General features: G+C 35.7%; 20 protein-coding genes and 1 pseudogene. 9 read left to right on the forward strand and 12 right to left on the reverse strand.

Going from position 1 to position 20935, the window contains the following annotated elements:
- The first annotated feature begins 56 nt into the window (after positions 1 to 56).
- Together M5A78_RS08810 and M5A78_RS24890 are read left to right on the forward strand one after the other, a co-directional pair.
- Positions 57 to 839 carry a YheC/YheD family protein gene (locus M5A78_RS08810; RefSeq protein ID WP_248734908.1) on the forward strand — a complete coding sequence of 261 codons (783 nt, stop codon included), beginning with the start codon at positions 57 to 59 and terminating at the stop codon, positions 837 to 839.
- Positions 840 to 853: 14 nt separating this feature from the next.
- Positions 854 to 1263: pseudogene (locus tag M5A78_RS24890) on the forward strand (transposase); the annotation flags it as partial.
- Here M5A78_RS24890 and M5A78_RS08820 read toward each other — a convergent pair.
- Positions 1198 to 1638, reverse strand: a complete 441-nt coding sequence (locus tag M5A78_RS08820; RefSeq protein WP_248734909.1) for a YheC/YheD family protein — start codon at positions 1636 to 1638, stop codon at positions 1198 to 1200. The pseudogene M5A78_RS24890 and the gene M5A78_RS08820 sit on opposite strands and share 66 nt — an antisense overlap.
- Positions 1639 to 1674: 36 nt before the next feature.
- Positions 1675 to 2850, reverse strand: a complete 1176-nt coding sequence (locus M5A78_RS08825) for a KamA family radical SAM protein (RefSeq protein ID WP_248734910.1) — start codon at positions 2848 to 2850, stop codon at positions 1675 to 1677.
- A gap of 293 nt (positions 2851 to 3143) precedes the next feature.
- Between M5A78_RS08825 and M5A78_RS08830 the strand changes: the two genes are divergently transcribed.
- Entirely contained in the window at positions 3144 to 3902 is a 759-nt protein-coding gene (locus M5A78_RS08830; protein WP_248734911.1) for a YheC/YheD family protein, read from the forward strand.
- Between the two features lie 225 nt (positions 3903 to 4127).
- On the forward strand, positions 4128 to 5513 hold the full coding sequence (locus M5A78_RS08835; protein WP_248734912.1) for a Mur ligase family protein: 1386 nt from the start codon (positions 4128 to 4130) through the stop codon (positions 5511 to 5513).
- A gap of 180 nt (positions 5514 to 5693) precedes the next feature.
- On the opposite strand, the gene M5A78_RS08840 is transcribed toward M5A78_RS08835, so the two are convergent.
- Positions 5694 to 6626 carry an NlpC/P60 family protein gene (locus M5A78_RS08840; protein ID WP_248734913.1) on the reverse strand — a complete coding sequence of 311 codons (933 nt, stop codon included), beginning with the start codon at positions 6624 to 6626 and terminating at the stop codon, positions 5694 to 5696.
- 391 nt (positions 6627 to 7017) lie between these two features.
- Between M5A78_RS08840 and M5A78_RS08845 the strand changes: the two genes are divergently transcribed.
- Positions 7018 to 7536 carry a GrpB family protein gene (locus M5A78_RS08845; protein ID WP_248734914.1) on the forward strand — a complete coding sequence of 173 codons (519 nt, stop codon included), beginning with the start codon at positions 7018 to 7020 and terminating at the stop codon, positions 7534 to 7536.
- 422 nt (positions 7537 to 7958) lie between these two features.
- Here M5A78_RS08845 and M5A78_RS08850 read toward each other — a convergent pair whose 3' ends face one another.
- The 5 genes from M5A78_RS08850 to M5A78_RS08870 form a co-directional block, all read right to left on the reverse strand.
- Positions 7959 to 8954 carry an anti sigma factor C-terminal domain-containing protein gene (locus M5A78_RS08850; RefSeq protein WP_248734915.1) on the reverse strand — a complete coding sequence of 332 codons (996 nt, stop codon included), beginning with the start codon at positions 8952 to 8954 and terminating at the stop codon, positions 7959 to 7961.
- Positions 8944 to 9450: an RNA polymerase sigma factor gene (locus tag M5A78_RS08855; protein WP_248734916.1), complete on the reverse strand. Its 507-nt coding sequence runs from the start codon at positions 9448 to 9450 to the stop codon at positions 8944 to 8946. The genes M5A78_RS08850 and M5A78_RS08855 overlap by 11 nt, the downstream gene beginning before the upstream one ends.
- 241 nt (positions 9451 to 9691) lie before the next feature.
- Positions 9692 to 10399: a DNA alkylation repair protein gene (locus M5A78_RS08860; RefSeq protein WP_248734947.1), complete on the reverse strand. Its 708-nt coding sequence runs from the start codon at positions 10397 to 10399 to the stop codon at positions 9692 to 9694.
- A 580-nt stretch (positions 10400 to 10979) separates the two neighbouring features.
- Positions 10980 to 11228, reverse strand: a complete 249-nt coding sequence (locus M5A78_RS08865; RefSeq protein WP_248734917.1) for a hypothetical protein — start codon at positions 11226 to 11228, stop codon at positions 10980 to 10982.
- A gap of 155 nt (positions 11229 to 11383) precedes the next feature.
- On the reverse strand, positions 11384 to 11572 hold the full coding sequence (locus M5A78_RS08870; protein WP_248734918.1) for an amino acid transporter: 189 nt from the start codon (positions 11570 to 11572) through the stop codon (positions 11384 to 11386).
- Positions 11573 to 11758: 186 nt separating this feature from the next.
- On the opposite strand from M5A78_RS08870, the gene M5A78_RS08875 reads away from it, so the two are divergent.
- Together M5A78_RS08875 and M5A78_RS08880 are read left to right on the forward strand one after the other, a co-directional pair.
- Positions 11759 to 12271, forward strand: coding sequence for a TetR-like C-terminal domain-containing protein (locus M5A78_RS08875; protein ID WP_248734919.1), 513 nt, complete (start codon positions 11759 to 11761; stop codon positions 12269 to 12271).
- A gap of 102 nt (positions 12272 to 12373) precedes the next feature.
- Positions 12374 to 13111: an MBL fold metallo-hydrolase gene (locus M5A78_RS08880; RefSeq protein ID WP_248734920.1), complete on the forward strand. Its 738-nt coding sequence runs from the start codon at positions 12374 to 12376 to the stop codon at positions 13109 to 13111.
- Positions 13112 to 13179: 68 nt separating this feature from the next.
- Here the strand turns inward: M5A78_RS08880 and M5A78_RS08885 are convergent, their stop codons facing one another.
- The 3 genes from M5A78_RS08885 to norA form a co-directional block, all read right to left on the reverse strand.
- Entirely contained in the window at positions 13180 to 13689 is a 510-nt protein-coding gene (locus M5A78_RS08885) for a MepB family protein (protein ID WP_248734921.1), read from the reverse strand.
- A 4-nt stretch (positions 13690 to 13693) separates the two neighbouring features.
- A complete protein-coding gene (locus tag M5A78_RS08890) occupies positions 13694 to 14563 on the reverse strand; it encodes a MerR family transcriptional regulator (protein WP_248734922.1) in 870 nt (289 codons plus the stop codon).
- 77 nt (positions 14564 to 14640) lie between these two features.
- Complete coding sequence (gene norA / locus M5A78_RS08895; protein ID WP_248734923.1) at positions 14641 to 15804, reverse strand: multidrug efflux MFS transporter NorA; 1164 nt, start codon at positions 15802 to 15804, stop codon at positions 14641 to 14643.
- 500 nt (positions 15805 to 16304) lie between these two features.
- Here norA and M5A78_RS08900 point away from each other — a divergent pair, with 500 nt between their 5' ends.
- Both M5A78_RS08900 and M5A78_RS08905 read left to right on the forward strand, forming a co-directional pair.
- On the forward strand, positions 16305 to 17336 hold the full coding sequence (locus M5A78_RS08900) for an ABC transporter permease (RefSeq protein WP_248734924.1): 1032 nt from the start codon (positions 16305 to 16307) through the stop codon (positions 17334 to 17336).
- A gap of 1 nt (position 17337) precedes the next feature.
- Positions 17338 to 18024 (forward strand): ABC transporter ATP-binding protein, encoded by a 687-nt coding sequence (locus M5A78_RS08905; protein WP_248734925.1) that lies wholly within the window; start codon positions 17338 to 17340, stop codon positions 18022 to 18024.
- A gap of 320 nt (positions 18025 to 18344) precedes the next feature.
- On the opposite strand, the gene M5A78_RS08910 is transcribed toward M5A78_RS08905, so the two are convergent.
- Complete coding sequence (locus M5A78_RS08910) at positions 18345 to 20606, reverse strand: FIMAH domain-containing protein (RefSeq protein WP_248734926.1); 2262 nt, start codon at positions 20604 to 20606, stop codon at positions 18345 to 18347.
- Positions 20607 to 20935 lie beyond the last annotated feature (329 nt).

The following is a 20935-nucleotide window of genomic DNA, read 5'->3' on the forward strand; positions in this document are numbered from 1 at the left end:
ACCATCCACACAAAGTTACAAACAAACCAAAATAAATGACTAATGAGGTGTCTTTCGTGAGCGATACTCTAGGGAAATGGAAACAAAGTTTGCTTTTGCAACAAAATCCTATAACAGCCAAATTTATTCCAGAAACGACCAAATACAGTCTTGAAAACCTATTAGATTTTATTAGTCGTTATGATTTTGTTTATGTTAAATACAATTCAGCCGGACAAGGAAGAGCAATGTATAAAGTTTACAAAAGAAAAGACGAGCATTATTGCTTTAACGGTTTTACCATGCAAGGTGAACCAATAAATAAATGTGTTGCGGCAATTGAGGATTTTCACCAACTTCTACACCCATTTGAGAAATTTGGGAAATTAAGTGGCACCTATATTATTCAGGAGGGAATCCAGAGTTGGATTCAAAATGGACAGCCCTTTAGCATTCGGGTTCATGTGCAGAATTTAAAGGGAGAATGGGTTATTGGTGGCATGTTTGGAAAGATTGGAATATCAGCAACAATTGATCATGGAATAGCCAACACCCATCGGGGGGCTCTTGTACTGTCGTTAGATGAATTGTTGATGTTACATTCAGAAATGGAGGATTCTAAGAAAAAAGAGGTCGTTGATTGTTTAAAGGAAGTTTCTATCACAGTAGCTGAAGTGATTTCTTCCTATTTCCCTTGCAGGGAATATGGCCTTGATTTTGGGTTAAATCGCACAGGAAGACCTGTATTATTTGAAGTGAATACAACTCCAGGAATCGGCGGATTTGCTCGCATTGAAAATAAGACCATATGGAAACGAATTGTGGAAATTCGGAAATTACAAAATGAGACTGATTCGTAAGACTGCATAAAATACACCTTCGTCATACAGAAGAGAATAAATTGATTTATGCACGCCGTAAAGAAGCAATTGAACGTGTATTTGCAGATGCAAAAGAGAAGCATGGTATGCGATGGACAACCTTAAGAGGTCTTAAAAAATTGTCCATGCAGGCGATGCTTACTTTTGCTGCCATGAATTTAAAGAAGATGGCTACATGGACTTGGAATAGTCCAAAAACGGGATAAATATTGACCCCGGAGGGGTCTACTTTAAGAAAAATTCAACAGAAATATACATAAAAATAGAAAAAGGCAACCGAATGGGGACATTCGAAATGCCCTTTGTCTACAAACCACGATGTCTGTTCACAATTCTATCATTGCCTGCTGAAAGTTTTCCAAGCATTCCTCCGACAATCCATTTCATGAACCCTAATACCTGATGATAGTCCACTGGGAGTTGTACTTTGGATTCCTTCTTGAATAACATATGGAAGGATTCTCTGAAATTTAGTATATGGTTGAATGAAATTATGCAAATCCTCGATTGTAGCAATATGCTCATCTACGGATTTTCCTTGCAGCGAGCAGCCCAAAATATGATATCCACCTTGTGTCTCTTTATTGACGAGTAAAATCCCTCTTCCCTGACCACTTAAATCAGGTTTAATAAATACTGTCTTATATCTATTTATAAAATTCAATAAATCGTCTTTACTATACGACCTGGTTTCCGGAAAACAACGGGACAGGATAGAGTCATTCATAAATAGCTTAGCTTGTTCCCACTTGCCAATATTGAAGGTAAGAATAAACACCTCTCCAAATTTTTTGATTTTTGCCTTCTTTTCATTTTATTCAGAGGATCCTATTTTTTTGAAAGGCATCGTGGGTAATTCATTAACCGAAACAACTTTATCAGTCTTTTTTATCGGCTTTTTCCAATATTGTTCATTGTCCGGTAAATCATCAAACCAGGAAGCGGAAGGAGGACAATCCAAGATCATGAACTTTCCATAATCACCATCACGTGATTGATGATACTTAAGGTAAGCCTTTCCGTTTTCGATTGCTAGAATTTCAATTTTCCCGGAGGTGTGACTCATTACTAATTTAACCCTTTTTCCTAGCCCTGAAGTTCTAGCCTTCGCTTGTTCTACAATTTGGTAAACCTGTTCCAAGGTAAGGACAAAGGAACTATTTCCTGCTACTGGCCTATTCACAAAAAAATAATATGGCGTTACCCCTGCCCAGGAAAGTTGATCCAATAATTCTCCTAGTACAATTGGGTCATCATTAATCCCTTTAAGTACAGGAGTTTGATTTACGACAATGACGCCTGCTTCGTGCAAAGACTGGACAGCTTTTCGGGCCTGTTCAGTAAATTCCCGCGGATGATTAATGTGTGCCATGACATAAATACGTTTATCTTCTTTAGAAAACTCCTTTAATGTAGACAGCAGATTTATATCTTCATAAATTCTCATGGGATTAAATACTGGCATTTTTGAACCAATACGAACGATTTTCACATGATCAATAGACCTTAATTCCTCGAGAATCCAACGGAGTTTTGCGGTTCCCAAGATTAGCGGATCTCCCCCAGTGAGAAGAACATTATTAATCTCCGGTGTCTCCCTGATATATTTGAGACCCTCAGTTACATCTGGCATTGCTTCCTTTACGTCCGACCGGAATAATCGTTTTCGAAAGCAATATCTGCAATAGGCTCCACAAACTTCTGAAACCAATAGAAGTGCAGTTGTTGAATATTTATGCTGACAACCTGGTACATGATAATTCGTATCCTCATCCGATGCATCCCATCGACCATATTCCAATAATTCTTCTGAATCTGGAATGACCAGCTTTTTTAAGGGGTCTTGTGGATCGGACCAGTCAATAAGGCTAAGATAATATTCATTTACCCTGAATACGAATTTTTCTGAAACCTGCTTAAGTGTCTCTTTTTCTTCCTTTGTTAAATACGGTATTTTGTCTAAATCAGTTATATATTTAGGCTGTTCCACCTTATTTCCTCCTTCGTCTTTTCATTGTTCGCAGGCAACTCTCTCAATTGTTCAAATTCTCTATGACCATTTTATGAGATACAGGAAATGGCGGGCACGGCGTATAAGGTAAAAAGAGATTATTAGGTTATCTTTTATCGTTAATATTAATGGTGAAATAAATTCTCTTCATTTTGGACAGGTAACTATACATTAAATATAAAAATTCATAATTTAATATATATGAATTTACTGTGTGTATTGAAATATTAAGGCTAGTCCAAAACATTTAAGATACTTAGGAAGGTGAGCCAATGGCTATTGAAAGACGCCAGGTAAAAAGTAAAGCCGTCATGTTTTATGTTCTTCAGTCCTACCCTGAAACTAAAGATTATCTGCCTCATACAGAGATACTTGAATATCGCGCATTCAGGAAAATGATGGAATCCTACAACAAGATTTATTTGAAACCGGATCAAGGCTGCAAATCGAAAGGAGTTATCCGAATCGAGAATGCAGAAAATGGATTGTATTTAATACGCAGAAGTGAATCGGCGACACCCCAAGAATTTCACAAGTTCCCTGATTTATGGAAAACTGTTCAACTTATGACCTCTCATACTCGCCATATCATACAAAAAGGAATAGAAAGTGTCACCTTGGATCAAAGAAATTTTGACATAAGAGCACACGTCCTTCGTGTAAGGGGAGAGTGGACCATAGGCGGCATTTGTGTCCGTCTCGGGGCACCTGGATCTATTGTTACCACCTCCCTTATAGGCGGAACACCAATCCAACTGGATACTCTGTTTACTGATATGCTCGGTTATACAGAAGAGGATCAGCAGCAGGTAAAAGAAAAACTACATGATTGTATTTTAAATACAGCAAAAAAAATAAGCCCTGTGTATCCAAATAACAAGGAATTTGGCATTGACATGGGTTTAGATGCAGAGAAGCAGGTTTGGCTATATGAGGTGAATACCGCTCCACTTGTGAACGGGAATTTCAAGCTTCTGCATGATTTAACACTATATGAGAAAATCACATCTCTGCGAAGAATATCAAAATAAGATGACAGAAAGAGTAGAGCTAAGAATTAACATATATTTCTTTACAACCGTCTTTTACATTATTAATTTATTTGGTTTGTCCTATATATATATCCTCTCCTTCCTTTCTTCCTTTTTGAAGCTTGCTTTATGTCGGCATAGAAAGGCATTAGCATATTCCAACGCAACACCTATACAATTTGACTCGGATTTTCATATGCTATTCAGAGGAAAGGAGGAAGTTGTTTGCAACCTTTATTAGTGAAAGACATTCGACAATTGCTTCAGGGCAAATTAATTAATGGTTCAGAAAGTTGGCAGGTAAGAGAGACCATTTATTATAATCGTCACGATCATACAAAGCGATATACCCTTTTGTTTGTTAGCAGGGACGATACAATTAATTGGAATGCGATTAATAAAAAGGGACCTTCTCTCGTGATTTCGGATAAGCCTACTTCGGAGCTGAAAATGGCCCTCCCGAATACGACAGTCATCAAAGTTGATAGTCTTGTGCAAGCATACTGGAAATTTATCGAGTATTACCGTGGTCTTTTTCATATCCCTGTTGTGACAATAACGGGAACATGTGGAAAAACAACAACGAAAGATATGATTAAACATATTTTAAGCAAGGATCAAAATGTCCAAGCTTCCGAAAGCAGCAAGAATGAACCACGAAGATCATTACCGTATCTAATGGGGATTGATGAAAAAACAGATGCAGCGGTTTTTGAACATGGGCTAGGAAATTCAGGTAACATTAAGCATCAGTGTTTGATTTATCAACCTACAATTGGGATCATTACCACGATCGGTGTCCATCATTTAGATGGATGCGGAAATCTTGAAGGGTATATAAAAGCAAAGGCTGAAATAGTTGATGGAGTGAAAAAAGACGGTACATTGATTTTAAATGCTAATGATGAAAATACTAAAAAGATTCCACTGCATTCATTTAAAGGAAAGATTATTTATTTTGGAACCGATATGCGCTCTGATTTCAGAGCCTCCACCATTAAATTCGCGAATAATGGAATGGAATTCCTGCTACATGTTTCAAATCGTACGTACGAAGCTTTTATCCCCGGCTATGGCGAGCATCAAGTATTTAACGCACTAGCTGCACTAGCGGCTGTGAACGATATGGGAATGGATATTAAGGAAGGAATTTCTCGCCTTGCAACCTTTAAAAATATGGCGAGGCATCTGGAGTTTTCAAATGGGTTCGGCGGGAGTACGATTATAGATGATACATGGACAAATAATCCCACTTCTGTGGAAGCCGCATTAAAGGTGCTTGATTCTATTGGCGAGGGTAAAAATATCATTCTTGTGTTAGGCGATATTAATAGATTAGGAAATTTTGAAAAGAAGTATCATCGTGAAATTGGTACTTTGGTTGCGAAGCGAAACATCCACACTCTAGTTACAATCGGAAGTAAGGCAGAAGAAATAGCAAGACAAGCGAAACAAGACGGAAGCAAGGCAAATATCCATATGTTTCAAAATGTCAGTGGTCTTAAAGAAGTATTAGATCCTATACTTGATGGTAACGCAATTCTACTTATTAAGGGGCCTATGTCAAGCCGCTCCATGATAGATTTTGCGAACAGTTTAAAAACGACCTAATAACAAAGAAGCATTCGAATGCCGTAGCATCGAATGCTTCTGATTTTTTTAACTTCTTTTTCCATTACACAATCAAAGAACACGTCTTGCTGTAGCATAGTTGTTCTTAGCCCAAACAGAATTTTATCTGCTGGTACGGTACTTGGCTGCGGGCTCTTTCTCTACCTGTAAAACACTGTCTTAGAAAACACGTTTTGCCGTGATATAATGCTGGGCATAGTAATCAACAAACAGAACCCTAGTTGAGATACCGCTAGAAGTTGGAATAATGATTCTGTGATCTCCTGCGTAAATGGCTACTAAAGACGGTGTGCTTGAACCTATAACACTATTGAAAAAGATCAAATCACCTTTCTTTAAGTTTCCACGTGAAACTGTGGTGCCTAGTTTCATTTGTTCTTTTATATTAGTTGTTCCTAAATTAACGCCATTTGTTTTATAAACATAGTTAACAAAGCCTGTACCTGTAAACTTCATTGCTTTTTCATCATTAACACTGCCCATGGTCACTTTTTTCATTAAATTAAATGCTTGTCCAACAATGTTATCCCCTTTTGTTGCTGGGTTTGAAGGGAGTAAGCTTGGTAGTACTCTTCGGGCAGAAAAGTAAGCGTCTGTATAATATGGCTTACTATTCATATCAGCAATAACAATATTTTGTTTAGAGTCAGCCATATGAATCACTTTATTGTTGCCAATATACAACGCTACATGATCTGGATCCGTGCCCGTTTTCTTACTTTTAAAGAACACTAAATCCCCTTTTTGTAATTGATTTCTTGGGACGTATGTCCCTTGCTGCACCATATAATCTTCATTGTAAGTAGCAAGGTCTACCCCATTCTGTTTAAAAATATAATCAATGAATGTTGCACATGAAAATTTGTAAGGGTAAGTTGACTTATACTCGGTAGTACTGTAAGTAGCCTTCCCTATTAGACTCTTCCCCGTTTGAATTAATTGATCTGCCTTTGCTTCGACTGCTAGTTGATTGTTTTGAGTATTAACGGTTGCAGCTGAGACCTTTTTTGGATTCATAGCGATAGGGGCTGCCAAAAAAGTACTAAAACCAATGGAGAATGCTAGTGTAGTTGTAACCAAACGTTTTTTCATAGGTTACCTCCTAAAGTATTTTACTTTTTCTCACAACTGAGTGTAACATATTAAAGCGACTGGTCTTTGTGGGAAAATATTCCGAACTACTTTGTTGTATGACCAAAACCCCTGCCCTAAAGGGTTTTACGTAGACATTTACAGTTTGGTTACAATGGTTACAAGGGATTGTAAATCAATTATGACCATTAATAGGACAGAGGGACAGGTTTCTACTCCCGAACAAGGAAAGAATCAAAATCCCATGATTTTCGAGAAGATTTTTGAACTGGTCTATTGAAAAAATCCAATAACTATCATAGACAATCTTTACATTTGTTTATACGGTTTAGGTATACTTACAACTAGCTGATACCAAGTTTTACTTTTATTTAGGAAAGAGGTGTGAGTAATGATTATAAAAGTTGTAGAATATGATCAAAATTGGAAAAATGAGTATAAAAAAGAAGAACAGGCTATTAAGCCTATTCTTCAAGAAGAATTGGTAAACAGTTTTCATATTGGCAGTACTTCGGTACCAGGTCTAAAAGCAAAACCAATTATTGATATTTTACTTGTGGTCAATGATATTAATAATTTGGACTCATTTTCTAAACCATTTGAAGATCTTGGGTATGAGGTTATGGGTGAATTTGGAATCACCGGACGAAGATATTTCCGCAAAGGTGGAGATAATCGTACTCACCAAATTCATGCTTTCCAATATAACAACTTCGAAGAAATTGAAAGACACTTGTCATTTAGAGATTACCTTCGTGAACACCCCGAAATATGTAAACAGTATGGGGAATTAAAGAGCAAACTTGCGGAACAATATCCCAATGATATTGATGGATATGGCGATGGAAAAGACCATTTTGTCAAAAGTGTTGAAAAAGACGCTATTAAATGGCATTGGACTGTCCGTTAAAATTACCTTTGCTAACAAGAAAAGCGCAAGCATCCGGTAAGCGGCGTATGGATTGGAGCAAATAGAAAGATCATGTTTTGAAAAAAGAGTAATCAAAACATGATTTTCTATCTTCAATTGAATCATTCTTTTAAAAAGGATTGATCATTTCTGTGACTCTTCTTCCATTAAAGTGCCCGATTGTTGAAGATCCCTCTGGAGCATCCACGCTGCATTGGATATTCCAAAAAAGCCCAATTCCTTTTCCTCCTTGTCATTTTTGTTACTAAATCAGCAAAATATCATCTGATAAAGAATATATATGATTACTATTGATAAAACCGCTTATGGTAGGATTGCCAAAGAATGTTCGATTCCAACCGTCTTCTGTATTGATTTTCCTCTTTTCTTTCTCGCTTTTCATGTATCCACCTACCAATGAATTAATATTTATCAATCGTCGCCCCAAGAACCGAAGCACGGATGAAATCCAAGTTCTGAAAGCGTCGCAGTTCTGCAGAGGTTCCTGTTACAACGGCTCCGTTTAATCGAATTTTCCCATCTGTCGATTGAGTGTTTTCGTTAATTCCTTTGAGGGCTTCTTTTATTGAACGCTTATGTGAATCAGTTTGACTCAGCTGATCCATCGTATCCATAAAAAACTGTCCATTTTTTTCTGAATATGAGTATTCTGGGTTCACATCAAAACCAAATGCTCCGCCTCCGCCCTTTGTTTTATTACTATCACTATCAAGTTCTTTTTCCATCCTTTTCATTTGAGCTACTGATGTTGTATCAACCCATAACCAATTGACATTGTCATGTCCTAGTTGCTTACTTACTTCTGTTATAGTCATTGGTTTATTAAAGGAAAGTGCAACTTCGATCAAGACATTCTCATCTAAACCAGTAGCAATTTTAAGTTCATTTGGTAAAAAATCATAAGATAATCCAGGATAATAAAAATCAATTTTTCTCTCATTATTTAAGTCATTGTAACGGACATATCTCTGTGCACTTTTATTAAGAGAATTGACTTCCACCATACCATTTCCGCTTTCCAGTGTTTCTTTCCTCCCAAAAAGGGGGATTTTTTCCCTTTTGATATCCCATAGTATAGTACGGTCTCCAATTGTTTTACGGTATCTTGTTTCTGAGGTAACACTGAAAAGATCATAATTATATCCCCCACCACTTGCTTGTATGTTTGCACCATGAACCGTGTCAAACATTGTACTATCTTCTTTTTCTATTCGCTTATTGATAAGGTATTGACTACTGCTAAAAAAACCCGTAATTAGAATGATCATTGTTAGGACCGTTATAATCACATACTTTATCGTCTGTTTTCTTTTCGTTTTTCTGATGGCTTTCTGCATGGCTGGACTACTAAGAAAATCAATATCCTCCACATTCTTTGAATCTTGTTTATCGCTCATGTTTTTCCTCCTTGTAAATCTTTGCAAACTGTTTCCTTGCCCTAAATAAATTCGTCTTGACTAAACTGACGCTAAGTTCTAATAATGCTGATATCTCTTCATATGATAACTCCGTTTGATACTTTAAAAGCAGCAGTTCCCTATATCGAGGCTTCAATTTCGAAAGAGCATGTTCGAGTAGGTCTTTTCTTTCTTTGACCAAGATTAATGCCTCGGGATCCGTTTGAATATCCGTGTCTAGAATTTCATTATTTAGATAGAAATCATACCGTTTTTTCTTTCTGCACTGATCGTAATGAAAGTTTAAAGCTACACGAATGAGCCAGCTTCGAATCTTGGAAGACTGTATCGTATCAGAGTATAGTAGGTACTTATATGCGGTTTCCTGAACAATATCTTCCGCATCCGCATGAGAGATATTTAATTTGCGTAGGTACCTATATACAATATTCAGTTCAGAATTAAGTTCCTTTTTCGTATTTATGTCATTCATCATCGTCCTCCTGCATACTAGACGTCTAAATGCGTAAAAAGTTTACAATGCTTATCAAATTTTTAGATGAACAATGTTTTAAAATAAGAGAGCTGGAAATTGGCCCAATACACGAAAAAGACGCGTTCCTAAATAAACGCGCCCGATTGTTGAATAGCCACCAATTCTTGCTTGTCAGCAACCTTCGAATGATGTATGGAGTTCTCGTTGCAGTTAGTGTAGTTACAATACACTACAAGCGATGCTAACACCTGACATATTTGCGCTTGAAACCAAGCTTCCCTCTATCTATTTCCTTTTGGATATTTTCGGAAGCAAGTAGAATACTGCTTTTTTTCTTGTCCCGCTTGATTTCGACTGGTCCTACTGCCTTTGCGGTTTCAACCGCCTTATCATGGAGCGGCAAATAGGAAATCCCGACTGTGTAAATAAAATTATTCATAGCGGATTTTGTTCGAGCAGGAGAATCGTGTATCGTATTTTCTACCTGATCAAGCATACTGGCAATCTTGTTTGCACTAAATTCGCTGTCCGGGCGATTACCCAAAAGCCAGCAGTAACAGCTCCAGCCTGCCGACATTCTAAGTTCTTCCCCGCTTGCGATCCATTTATCGGCAACAGCTTGCGCAATATCGGTTTCAGCCAAAGTTACTGCAACCACATAATCAGACAGCATATAAAAATACGCCGCATCCATCCAACGCTCAAAATCCGCCTCCGTCATTGTCATTGGGTCCGCAATGATGCCGGCAAAATACATGGCATCATAGTTCCCGGTGGCGTAAAGCTGCTCGGCTAAAGGCTGATTTTTCTTTATTTTCTTTGCGTGTGGCTTCATTGCGCCTGTAGCCACCCCAAAAAGCGGCTCGTGTGCACCATTGCTTAAGTAAGTCTTCTTAATTCGTTCCTTGCCTAGCGCTTCGAGTTCCTGCATAACCATTTCGAAATCCATCGTTTTGCACTTCCTTCGTTTATAATCATACTTTAAGTACATTTTTTCACAATATCAAAAGTTCCCATACTTTTTCTATTTTATGCTCAATGTACTTTTCCTTCATTTTCTATATGGAAAAAGGATTTTCTAACATATAAAGTATATATTAGAACGATTACAGACCAAATAAGATTCCCTATAAATGGTTGTTGGTTATATGAGAATAATAGAATATAACTTACTAACCCAAATCCAACTGAATATATAACCATTTAACCAAAATCCCCACCTTTTTAAACGCATATAACCATATATACCGACAAGGGAAAGAATCGCAACTATAATCCTGAATACTTGTTCTGGGAAGTTTAGTAAACCGAATCTATCTGCTATTCCAAACTCATTTGCTTCTGCACTAAAAAATATTGTCGAGATATCAATATTACTGCACCAAATATGTAAAAATAACTTATTAATGATATTCCTAAAGGTCTTTTCATTTATTCACAACCTCATTTACTATTATTATTCTAACCCCACCTAGCGGAACAAGGAGATCAATTCCTTCTCCAACGAACCCATTAGCACAATTAGAAAACTATGCCATTAGATAATCAAAGATGATACCGAAAAGGATTATCCCAACACCAATCGTAAAATGAACCTTTTTTTCATTCACTTTTGTATTCTCTAAAATAGTAAAAATGATACCTATTAAACCAATAAAAATAGCACTCCTAATGAAATAAGAAGTGTTCACAAGAAATAAATTTGGAAACTTTTGAACAAGTCCCGATATAATTCCGATAATACCCAATAATAGAGGATTTCTTAATTTCCAATACATTTACTCACCCAACTTTCTTTATCACATTTTCTTAATTTTACCACTTTTTTAATAATTAGTTTTTTTTATAATCCTTCTTGTGCAAAACTGCTTACGTTAGCTAAAAAAGAAAAGGCTGCCGCAGCAACCCATACTTTCTTGAATTCAAGTATCAATTAGTTTAATAAACTTAAAATAATTATTAATATAAAAGATACAGAAAAGAATGCAATCATAAAGTATCCAATATATTTTAATGGTTTTGGCAACTTACTAAATTTAGCATTTGCGGGATTCGTAACATTTCCTTCTATCTTGTTAAAGTGGTCAATGACATCATTAAATGGTTTATTTTCCTCTTTCATACTACCACCCCTTTACTAAATATTAACATATTTATTACTTTATCCTTGAATTTTTCTGTGAATTCTTATTGACCTAAATTGCGCCTTTAGTTTAAGTACATTCTTTCACAATTTTATCTACATTTTAACATTAATATCCAATTTCCTTTAAAATTGTTGTTCAACAATCTGGCCCGATTGCTGAGCATGAAAAAATCATGTAAATCAACACAGGGACTTTTAATAAGTACTGTTTTTTCCGCTTTGGATATAAAATATCCATCTTTATATAATCATTTCACTAATGTGGATGATCTCAAAATAAAAATGACGGTATACCTTTTAACTAACTTAAATGCGAAATTAATGCAAAGATTAATTGGCAAAAGTGGTGAACATGCTATTAGAGAGTTTGCCTATGTTTATCGAGACTTTGCTTTTGAAAACGAGACTGCTTATGAGCTTTTTATGAATATTCAAAGTACAGAAGATGAGGAAGTAAAGCGTTTAGCGAAAGAAACTGCCGGTATTATTCATCAGGTTTTAGATTTTTATATCAAAGATGAAACGCAAGTGATTCATAAAAGTCGAGCATTAAGGAGTTTATTACATGGTTTTGTCTCATTGAATTTCCTTGGATTTTTCCAGAATCCAGTAAATTTAGAAGACAGCTTTCAATCGATGATCGATGATTTTATTTTGTCCGTTTCAAGAAAATAGACAAAGGTACTCTCAATGACAAATTTATTTAGTGCATACAAACCAAGGATATGATGTAAAAAAAGGGAGGTGGCGGTAAGGCTCTCTGAGCTTTATAATGAAATGAAAATTGCGAAAGGTATAGAAACAATCGAATTGGTTATGAACATGATGGGGCAGCAAAGTGTGATTCATCCGACGCTAATTTGGGATGACAACGAAGTCATCTTAGTTGACACTGGAATTCCTGGTCAACTTGGAGAGATTCGCGAAGCAATCGAGAAGGCCGGGGTGTCATTTAACAAGCTGACCAAAGTGATTCTTACACACCAGGACATCGACCATATTGGCAGTCTTCCAGAAATTCTAAAGGCTGCTGATCATAAAATTGAAGTCCTTGCCCATGAAGAAGACAAGCCCTATATCGAAGGTGAAAAACCCTCAATTAAGATGAACCCAGAACGGGTAGCTAAAATGTTGGAATCTCTTCCGGAGGAACAGCGTCAGAAAATAAAAACTCTGTTTGGCACACCATTAACTGCAAAAGTGGATAAAACCATTAGTGACGGGGAAGTATTGCCTTTCTGTGGAGGAATCACCGTTATCTTTACCCCAGGACACACTCCTGGCCACATCAGTTTGTATCATCATCAAAGCAAGACACTAATCACAGGGGATGCTCTTGTGGCAGCAAATGGAATCCTCATGGGTCCTAATCCACATGCGACACCCGATATGGAGACGGCCCTACAGTCGATTAAGAAATTTACGAACTACGATATTAAAACAGTGATTTGTTACCATGGTGGCGTGATCAAAGAAAATGCCAATCAACAACTTTTAGTTTTAGCTAATTCCTAGTAATCAGCCAATTACATCCTTAGTGTACGAGGGCACCTGTAAAGGTGTTCTTTTTTCCCCACCACCATTTACTGAGAATACAGTTCTAATATTTTTTGTATGGGTAAATTATTCGAAGTACTCAAATCAACAAAATAGGGTAACTGCCATTTTTGAGTTGTTATCGCTTGTTTACTAGTTGGATTATCCCAACTAGGATAAATCCTTATTGCCATTTTCCCTTTTGTAGTACTCGTTTTAAGGATATTTCGTTTGGCAAGAATTTCTTTCGGAAAAATAAATTGCCCAAACTGATTATTACTCATAGAGGTATTGATAACCAATAACTCAGGAGCCTTTTCATATGAAAAGGGCTGATTTTTATTATTTTCGTTTTTTTCCCAAAAGGCAACAAACTGCCCCACTTTATTAGGTGTTATTTTTGCGACTCTAAATCGAACTGATCTAGAGTTTAATTGAAATGTTCCAGCACCGTAATCCGAATTTTGATTTTCTTCTTGAATTGATTTTAAAGTTAAATGATTCGGTTCATAAACTATTTTGTTTACATGAGTTAACGCTCTATAAAATTTATTCACTTCTCTACTCCTTATTCAACTTTCCTTTGTTCGTAGCTTCTGTCACGCGCATTCTCATTTCAATCAGAAATTCTTCTTGTTGATTCGGAGAATTATGAACGTAAATTAAGGACTCATATATATCACTGATAACCGTTAATTGATGGACCGCAACATAATTAATTAGTTTTTGTAAGTTTAGAAAGTAATCTTCGGTTGATAAGCTGTTAAACGTAATACATACGTATTTACCTTGTGGAATTTTTGCGACTTCCGTATCTTGCTTAAGTAATGAAATCTGTTTATTTGATAAAACAGGTGTAAATAAATATTGATAAGTAACTTCATCAATATGTGAATAAGGCTGATAGGAGAAAATGGCACCATAACCATTGTTTCTAAATCCTTCAGTTGACGCAGCAAATTTCTTCAATTTACTGTAAGAAGCATGTAAAATATTTTTCGGATCAATTCCTTCTGCCTTTGTCTGGATAATTTGTATTTCTTCTTCATACGAAAGAAACACTTCACCAAGTGCAGGATATTCTTTCTGTCTTTGCAACCCCTTTTTAGCATTCGCAATAATTTGTTCGATTTCTAATAAAAAATTGATTTTTTTCCTTACATTTTTTTCTTGTACCGTTAAAAAGGCGAAAAAATCATCTCTCTTTAATCCTTGTACTTTTTTCATTTCTTCTAATGGTGTACCAATATATTTTAGTGATTTGATTAGATCCAGAAGGTAAATTTGAGAGTCTTTATAATAACGATAGTTAGTATCCGGATCGATATAAGCAGGTTTAAATAAGTTGATTTTATCGTAATAACGCAGGGCCTTAATCGAGATATTCACTAGTTTTGAGACTTCACCGGTTGTGTAAAGCTTTTCCTTCATTTCTATCACTTCCTTACTCTAAGTATAGCAAAGAAGCGTATTCTTTTCGGTAAACAAAGAATACGCTTTTTGATTACTTATGCAGGACGATATGCTGGCTCTTTCCAAGCAAGGGTTAACCCAATACCAACTGCTAATAAGACTGTTGCAAAATAAAACGGATAGTTTAAATCGATATCGAATAAAATCCCGCCAATAATTGGTCCAATTACATTACCGATACTTGTAAACATCGAATTCATACCGCCAACAAATCCTTGTTCATTGCCAGCAATTTTTGATAAATACGTTGTTAAAGCTGGTCGTATTAAATCAAATCCGAGAAATACTGTTATGGTAACAAGTAAAATAGTAAAGTATGTGTTCACGAATGTTATTAAAAATACAAGGATCGTCGAGAGAATTAGGCTATAACGAATTAAACGAATTTCACCCCACCATTTAGTAAAGTTATCAAATAATGCAACTTGAACAATCGCACCTATAATGCCTCCGCCTGATATCATGATGGCAATATCCTTCGATGTAAAGCCAAATTTATGATCGACAAATAGTGCGAATAACGATTCAAAGGCTGCTAAACCAAACTGTGAGATTAAAATAATCATAAAGGATATAAAATACATCGGTGCAAAAATACGTTTAATCCCTGGTTTTTGCCCGGTTACTTCTCCATTTCCAGGATTTCGTTCTGGCTCACGAAGTGCGATAATAGATAAAATGGCCGCGAATAATCCTAAGCCTGCTGCAAAGAAGAACGGTAAACGAGAACCAATCTCTGCTAAAAAACCGCCAATACCAGGGCCAATAATGAAACCTGTTGAAATAGCTGCCGACATATATCCCAGCGCTTTTGCCCGTGTATCAACCGTTGTAACATCTGCAATAAATGCTGTTACAGCTGGCATCACGAAGGCTGCACTGACACCGCCGAGCATACGAGAAATAAAAAGAACCTCAACTGTTTTTCCGATTCCGAATAAAAACTCTGAAATACTAAAAATTATTAGACCATTAATGATCATTCTTTTTCGCCCAAATCGGTCTGCCCAACGGCCCGCAATTGGTGACACAATTAACTGTGTGACAGCGAAAGCAGCAACCATATAGCCGACAACTGATCCAGATAAATTTAACTCATTCATGATTGTAGGAGTAACTGGAATAACAAGGCCAATTCCTAAAAAGGCAATGAATAGATTCATTAATACTATAGCTAACGTCATTTTTTGTTTTTGCATATTGTTCTACTCCTTTAAAAAAACCTTACAAAACATAATGTAAATCCTCCCCTAAGGGGAGAGTCAACGAATTTATTGTCCTTTTCTATCGTTTTGTCCTGAATCCACCCTTTTTTAGCGCATAACTGAAATAATATGTTTTATTTCCTTCTTCTATCACTAACTTGCCCCTACAGTACAATAAAAACAACAAAATCCTGCATGATCAATACAGGATTTTGAGCATTTACGACATCGCTTGTTAACAGTTCAACCCATTTAATATCATTTGTGTCTTTAGAATATAACCTAGATTTCCTTTTTTGACCCCGTTTAGGAATACTTCCTTACCTTCTAATATTTCTCTAGGTTTTCATATCCCGTAACGCTAGTTTCGAATCAATAGAATCTACCTTCACTCAATATCATTTCAATTTCGCTTTAAATGTAATTTCATGTTCATCTTCTATTCACATAACGATTATAAACTAAGGATGTCAAAAGACATTGGAGGAATTAAGATGAACATAGCATGGAAAGAAATTAAAAAAAATAAAGTAAGGTTTATGATCTTAGGTTCAATCGTTTTTCTTGTTAGTTTATTAACATTTATTATATCTGGTTTGGCAAATGGATTATCACAGGACAATGCTGCTTTAATTAAAGATTTACCCAACGGACAATTTTATATGTCGAAAGATGCAAACGAAACCTATAATATGTCAAGAATAGATAGCAGTATTCAAGATAAAATGTTAAGCAAACAGAAAGATGCTGTAGCATTTTCAATTCAAATGGGATTTTTGAATGATCGTGCTGGTAAGCAACAAAGCGTCGCCTTTGTTACATCGACCGATTCAAGTTTGTTTAAAAATGTTAAAAAAGGGGAAATCGTACTAGATCGATCTATGGAAGATAAGGGTATAAAAATTGGAGATACCTTAACGAATAATCAGTACAGTGGCAAGTTTATCGTAAAAGGTTTTGTGGACCAGCGTAAATTCAGCCATGCACCTGTCGCTTATATTAATATGGATGCCTACAAAGAAATTTACCGGGTCAATGAAATGCAATTGATTTTCGTACCGGGAGGAGATTCAACTCAAGTCGCTGGCTTACAATCATTTTCGAATAATCAGTTCCTTAATACAATTGCGAGTTATAAAGCAGAACAGATGTCCCTAAATATGATTGTTTGGTTTTTGGTTATCATTAGTGGAATGTTGTTTGCAATCTTTTTCTATATGATGAACGTTCAAAAAATTGGTTTATACGGTATTCTCAAAGCAATCGGTGTAAAAACAAGTGCCTTGTTTAAAATGATGTGGACACAAATGTTGTTTATTACCGTTATTGCTCTTGTTTTATCAGTTTCACTCAGTCAAGTTTTTAATATGATTGCACCTAAAGGAATGCCTTTTAGCTTAACTACTGATACAACAGTACAATTATCGATAGTCTTCTTAATTATAGGTTTTATTGGAGCTACACTATCAGGTATTCAAATAAAAAAAGTCGAACCATTACAAGCAATACAACAAGGAGAGATTTAATATGGCAATATTTACAATAGATGAAGTTAGAAAAACATTTACTAATGGTGAAGTGAAGGAAGAAATACTAAAAGGAATTAATCTTTCCCTTAGAGAAGGAGAGATAACAGCATTAGTGGGTGCATCAGGATCTGGTAAAAGTACACTCCTTACAATAGCAGCAGGACTTCAACCCGCATCAGATGGCAAAGTAATATTCGAAGGAACAAATATGATTAATATGAGTTCAGAACAAGTACGGAAAGTACGAGCAAGTAAATTTGGTTTCGTCTTTCAATTTGCGCATCTTGTTCCTTTTCTCACAGTAGAAGAGCAACTGATGCTCATGCTGGATGTATCTGAATCTAAACTAAAGAAACACGAACAGAAAAAAGAAGTTGACAAAATACTAAAATTAGTTGAAATGGACCATCGAAAAAATGCTTATCCTTCTTCATTATCTGGCGGGGAAAAGCAGCGGGTTGCAATTGCTCGTGCGATTATCCATAAACCAAAAGTTCTCTTTGCGGATGAACCAACTGCAAGTTTAGATTCAAAAAGGTCTAAAGATGTTATGATGTTAATCCGAAATTTAACGAAAACGCTAAACATCACTACCTTAATGGTTACACATGATGAAGAAATGCTTTCTTATGTTGACTCTATCATTAAAATGAGCGATGGACAGGTTCTGCAAAATGCAGTTTAAATTCTATCAGTCATAACAGCAAATTTTTACGAAAAGATTCAATCATTACAGCAGAAAAAATTAACTTTGAACAGTTGCCAATGTACCCTGGTCATTTCATTCCATTTGAAGAATTTTTAATAATAAAAGAAGGACGTTTTAAGACCTATTGTCTTATGAACGTCCTTTTTTCGGCAATATACTATCGAATGATGTCCCTTTAGAAGGTTCACTCTCTCAAGCTTATAGAGATGAGTCAAACCCACCTACACAATGTATACTATTTCCAGTTGATTATGAAGAGGATAGCCATTAAGGCTAAAGTTTCCATTAGTTATTAATCATTCTTCCGACCAATCGTCAATTAGAATTTGTGTGTCATGATTTAGCAGACTCTTGGATTGGTCAGACACAAATTTATCCATAGCATTATTATTCAAGTGATTTATGAAATCTTTCATATGTTTAACAGCTTGCTTTTCTTGACCTTGATTTTTGAACTGCTCCGCCTGTTCTAATTTATTTCTCAATTGATTATAAAGTGGATTTTTCACATCACCTGTCTCCAGGTAATAGTCTAGCAAATCGCGTATCACTTTAATGCTTACTGCTTGCCCGCCATTGGAACCTCCTCCATTCTCATTTCCATATGTCAATGTCAATCTTGGTTTATAATTTGGATCAGCCTGACGACTTGTTCCATATTTTACAAAAGTATCTCCAGAAGAACTAACATTGGAAAAGATCCTTAGACTCAATTTACCATCTGAATCATATGCTTTTTTTACATATTCGCTTATATCAATCATCAGCCCATTTTTAATTGGAGTCCATGTTTCTATTATTTCCCCAGTTTTTTGGGGCTTGTTTTTAAATGTAAGATTTTCTTGAGACCATGAATTATCGTCTACCAATTCAATAGAATTTGTTATATTTTTAGGTTCTACTAAGCTTCCCACTTCTACTACAGGAAGGTAAAGCATTGCTGATTTAGGATAGTTTTCTATTTCAGATAAATCAAATTTTAGATAACCTTCTCGGGAATAAGAGGAAGCTTCGCCTCCATCATTTTTCACTTCCATTACGTCTGTTGGATAATAGGAAATGTTAGCGTTACTTCCGCCGCGAACATATGTACTTTCGCTTGCAAAAACATATTCCTGATTTTTTTCAATACCTGGTAAATCCTTATGTGGAAATTCTACAGGCTTGTTAGAAAATTTCACACCTACTTTTTTATTTAACCAAAGCGTCATATAAGCAGAGCCCATTCTTGTTGATATTGCTTCCTCATTTCCTAAATAGGTAAATTCATTTGGCTCATACGTATGACCATCTTCATGGCGGTTTTGTTGTTCTAAAACTTTATTTGTATGCAATTCTGCCCATTTTTTCGCATCTTTATCATATCCATATACGTAAGCAGAAATATCAATATTGGCAAATACATCATATAATCCCTTGCCCCAGTCCGAACCTTGAGGATAATATATTTCGCCAGAATCTTTTATATAAATTGTTCCACCAGGTGCATCATACGGTGGAGATGTAAAGGTTGCATCAGTTAATCCACTATAAAGATTGTCCAAATTGTATTTTGCAGCTAGTGGAAGTTTTTCGCCAACTAGGCTATTAACAATCGAGCTGTTTACTCCGGTTGCCGCTGCATTATAGGCTGGATGGATACGATTATGATTGATGACTGTTCCATCGCTATTGACATTATATCCATAAACCCAGTCTTTTGCTTTTCTTCCATGTATGATTTCATCACTTTCATTCATCTCTGGAGTAGAGAAGGAAGCTAACTGATATTCGATCATACGGTAATACCACTCATCTGCATGTTCATGTCGTGGTAACATATGAGAAGCCAGATTCAATAATTCGGAGTTCCAACTATCTTCTTCAATTTTTGAATCTCCTGGGTATAATTCTTTTCCGTTTGTAAGTTTCCAATAATCAGCATTTTTATTGATAAAACGATCTGCTTCATGAGTAATCATGTTTAGTATCAATTTTTTTTGTTCCTCATTCAGATCGTCCCAAAATAGCCATGCTGCGTACCCTGCATAATATGCCCAATGAGCTGCCTGCCAATCATCTCCCCAAGGCTTATAATTACCGCCATTGGATTTATGGGCATATGCAACAGAAGTTGATAATTTGATTACGTAATTTTTTGCCTCTTCTTCACTTACTCCAGTATAACTTTCATCATAAGCACCTGTTTTAAGTGAAACAGCCAGCCCAAATGCCTGAGCTGCCGGGAAACGATAAATATATTCATTGACATTATTCAAAGATGAACCGGCAGCTTTGTAAAGATTGTAATACTCTTGGTCTTCTTGCGTATCAAGGTGTTTTTTATCCTTATACCATCCGTTTAAAGCGTATTTATTCGCATTTAAAAGTGTTTTTTTCACTGTCAACATCAAATCATCTTCTTTAATTTTCTTGTCAAATTTATCAAAATCAACATTTGCCACATAGTCGTTATTGTATTTATTTTCTTCTGCTTTCACATTAAGAATCTTTGATGGAATGAAAATACATTGCAATAACATAACAGTACTTAAAAGCAAAACAATTGTCTTTTTCATAAATTTCATACTCCTTTTGTACATAAGTTTTTTAATGATATTAAAGTGAACTGCCTTCAATAACAAATGAATTCCATTATTTATTATGGATTAGTAAAATCCGAAATAAATTTAATAGCGTTTTTTTGACCGATTCATTCTCTCTTTCCTCCTTTAAAAGATTATTACAATTTATGTATTTCCAATACACCAATGTATTGATATATTGATATATTGTTATAACAATATAATCCAAAATTTAAATCCTGTGTCGACAGGATTTAACGAATATCCAAAATAACAATTATAGTTCTCGGGGTATTTCTATCCTAAGATGAACTACACCTGTA

The organism is Neobacillus rhizosphaerae, assembly GCF_937468385.1.
Classification (GTDB): Bacteria; Bacillota; Bacilli; order Bacillales; family Cytobacillaceae; genus Neobacillus; species Neobacillus rhizosphaerae.

What these genes read in the sequence shown, in the direction of transcription:
- M5A78_RS08830 (WP_248734911.1), top strand. Translation starts at nt 3,144, where the DNA reads ATGGCTATTGAAAGACGCCAGGTAAAAAGTAAAGCCGTCATGTTTTAT.
- M5A78_RS08840 (WP_248734913.1), bottom strand. Translation starts at nt 6,626, where the DNA reads ATGAAAAAACGTTTGGTTACAACTACACTAGCATTCTCCATTGGTTTT.
- M5A78_RS08845 (WP_248734914.1), top strand. Translation starts at nt 7,018, where the DNA reads ATGATTATAAAAGTTGTAGAATATGATCAAAATTGGAAAAATGAGTAT.
- M5A78_RS08850 (WP_248734915.1), bottom strand. Translation starts at nt 8,954, where the DNA reads ATGAGCGATAAACAAGATTCAAAGAATGTGGAGGATATTGATTTTCTT.
- M5A78_RS08855 (WP_248734916.1), bottom strand. Translation starts at nt 9,450, where the DNA reads ATGATGAATGACATAAATACGAAAAAGGAACTTAATTCTGAACTGAAT.
- M5A78_RS08860 (WP_248734947.1), bottom strand. Translation starts at nt 10,399, where the DNA reads ATGGATTTCGAAATGGTTATGCAGGAACTCGAAGCGCTAGGCAAGGAA.
- M5A78_RS08865 (WP_248734917.1), bottom strand. Translation starts at nt 11,228, where the DNA reads ATGTATTGGAAATTAAGAAATCCTCTATTATTGGGTATTATCGGAATT.
- M5A78_RS08870 (WP_248734918.1), bottom strand. Translation starts at nt 11,572, where the DNA reads ATGAAAGAGGAAAATAAACCATTTAATGATGTCATTGACCACTTTAAC.
- M5A78_RS08875 (WP_248734919.1), top strand. Translation starts at nt 11,759, where the DNA reads ATGAAAAAATCATGTAAATCAACACAGGGACTTTTAATAAGTACTGTT.
- M5A78_RS08880 (WP_248734920.1), top strand. Translation starts at nt 12,374, where the DNA reads ATGAAAATTGCGAAAGGTATAGAAACAATCGAATTGGTTATGAACATG.
- M5A78_RS08890 (WP_248734922.1), bottom strand. Translation starts at nt 14,563, where the DNA reads ATGAAGGAAAAGCTTTACACAACCGGTGAAGTCTCAAAACTAGTGAAT.
- norA (WP_248734923.1), bottom strand. Translation starts at nt 15,804, where the DNA reads ATGCAAAAACAAAAAATGACGTTAGCTATAGTATTAATGAATCTATTC.
- M5A78_RS08900 (WP_248734924.1), top strand. Translation starts at nt 16,305, where the DNA reads ATGAACATAGCATGGAAAGAAATTAAAAAAAATAAAGTAAGGTTTATG.
- M5A78_RS08905 (WP_248734925.1), top strand. Translation starts at nt 17,338, where the DNA reads ATGGCAATATTTACAATAGATGAAGTTAGAAAAACATTTACTAATGGT.
- M5A78_RS08910 (WP_248734926.1), bottom strand. Translation starts at nt 20,606, where the DNA reads ATGAAAAAGACAATTGTTTTGCTTTTAAGTACTGTTATGTTATTGCAA.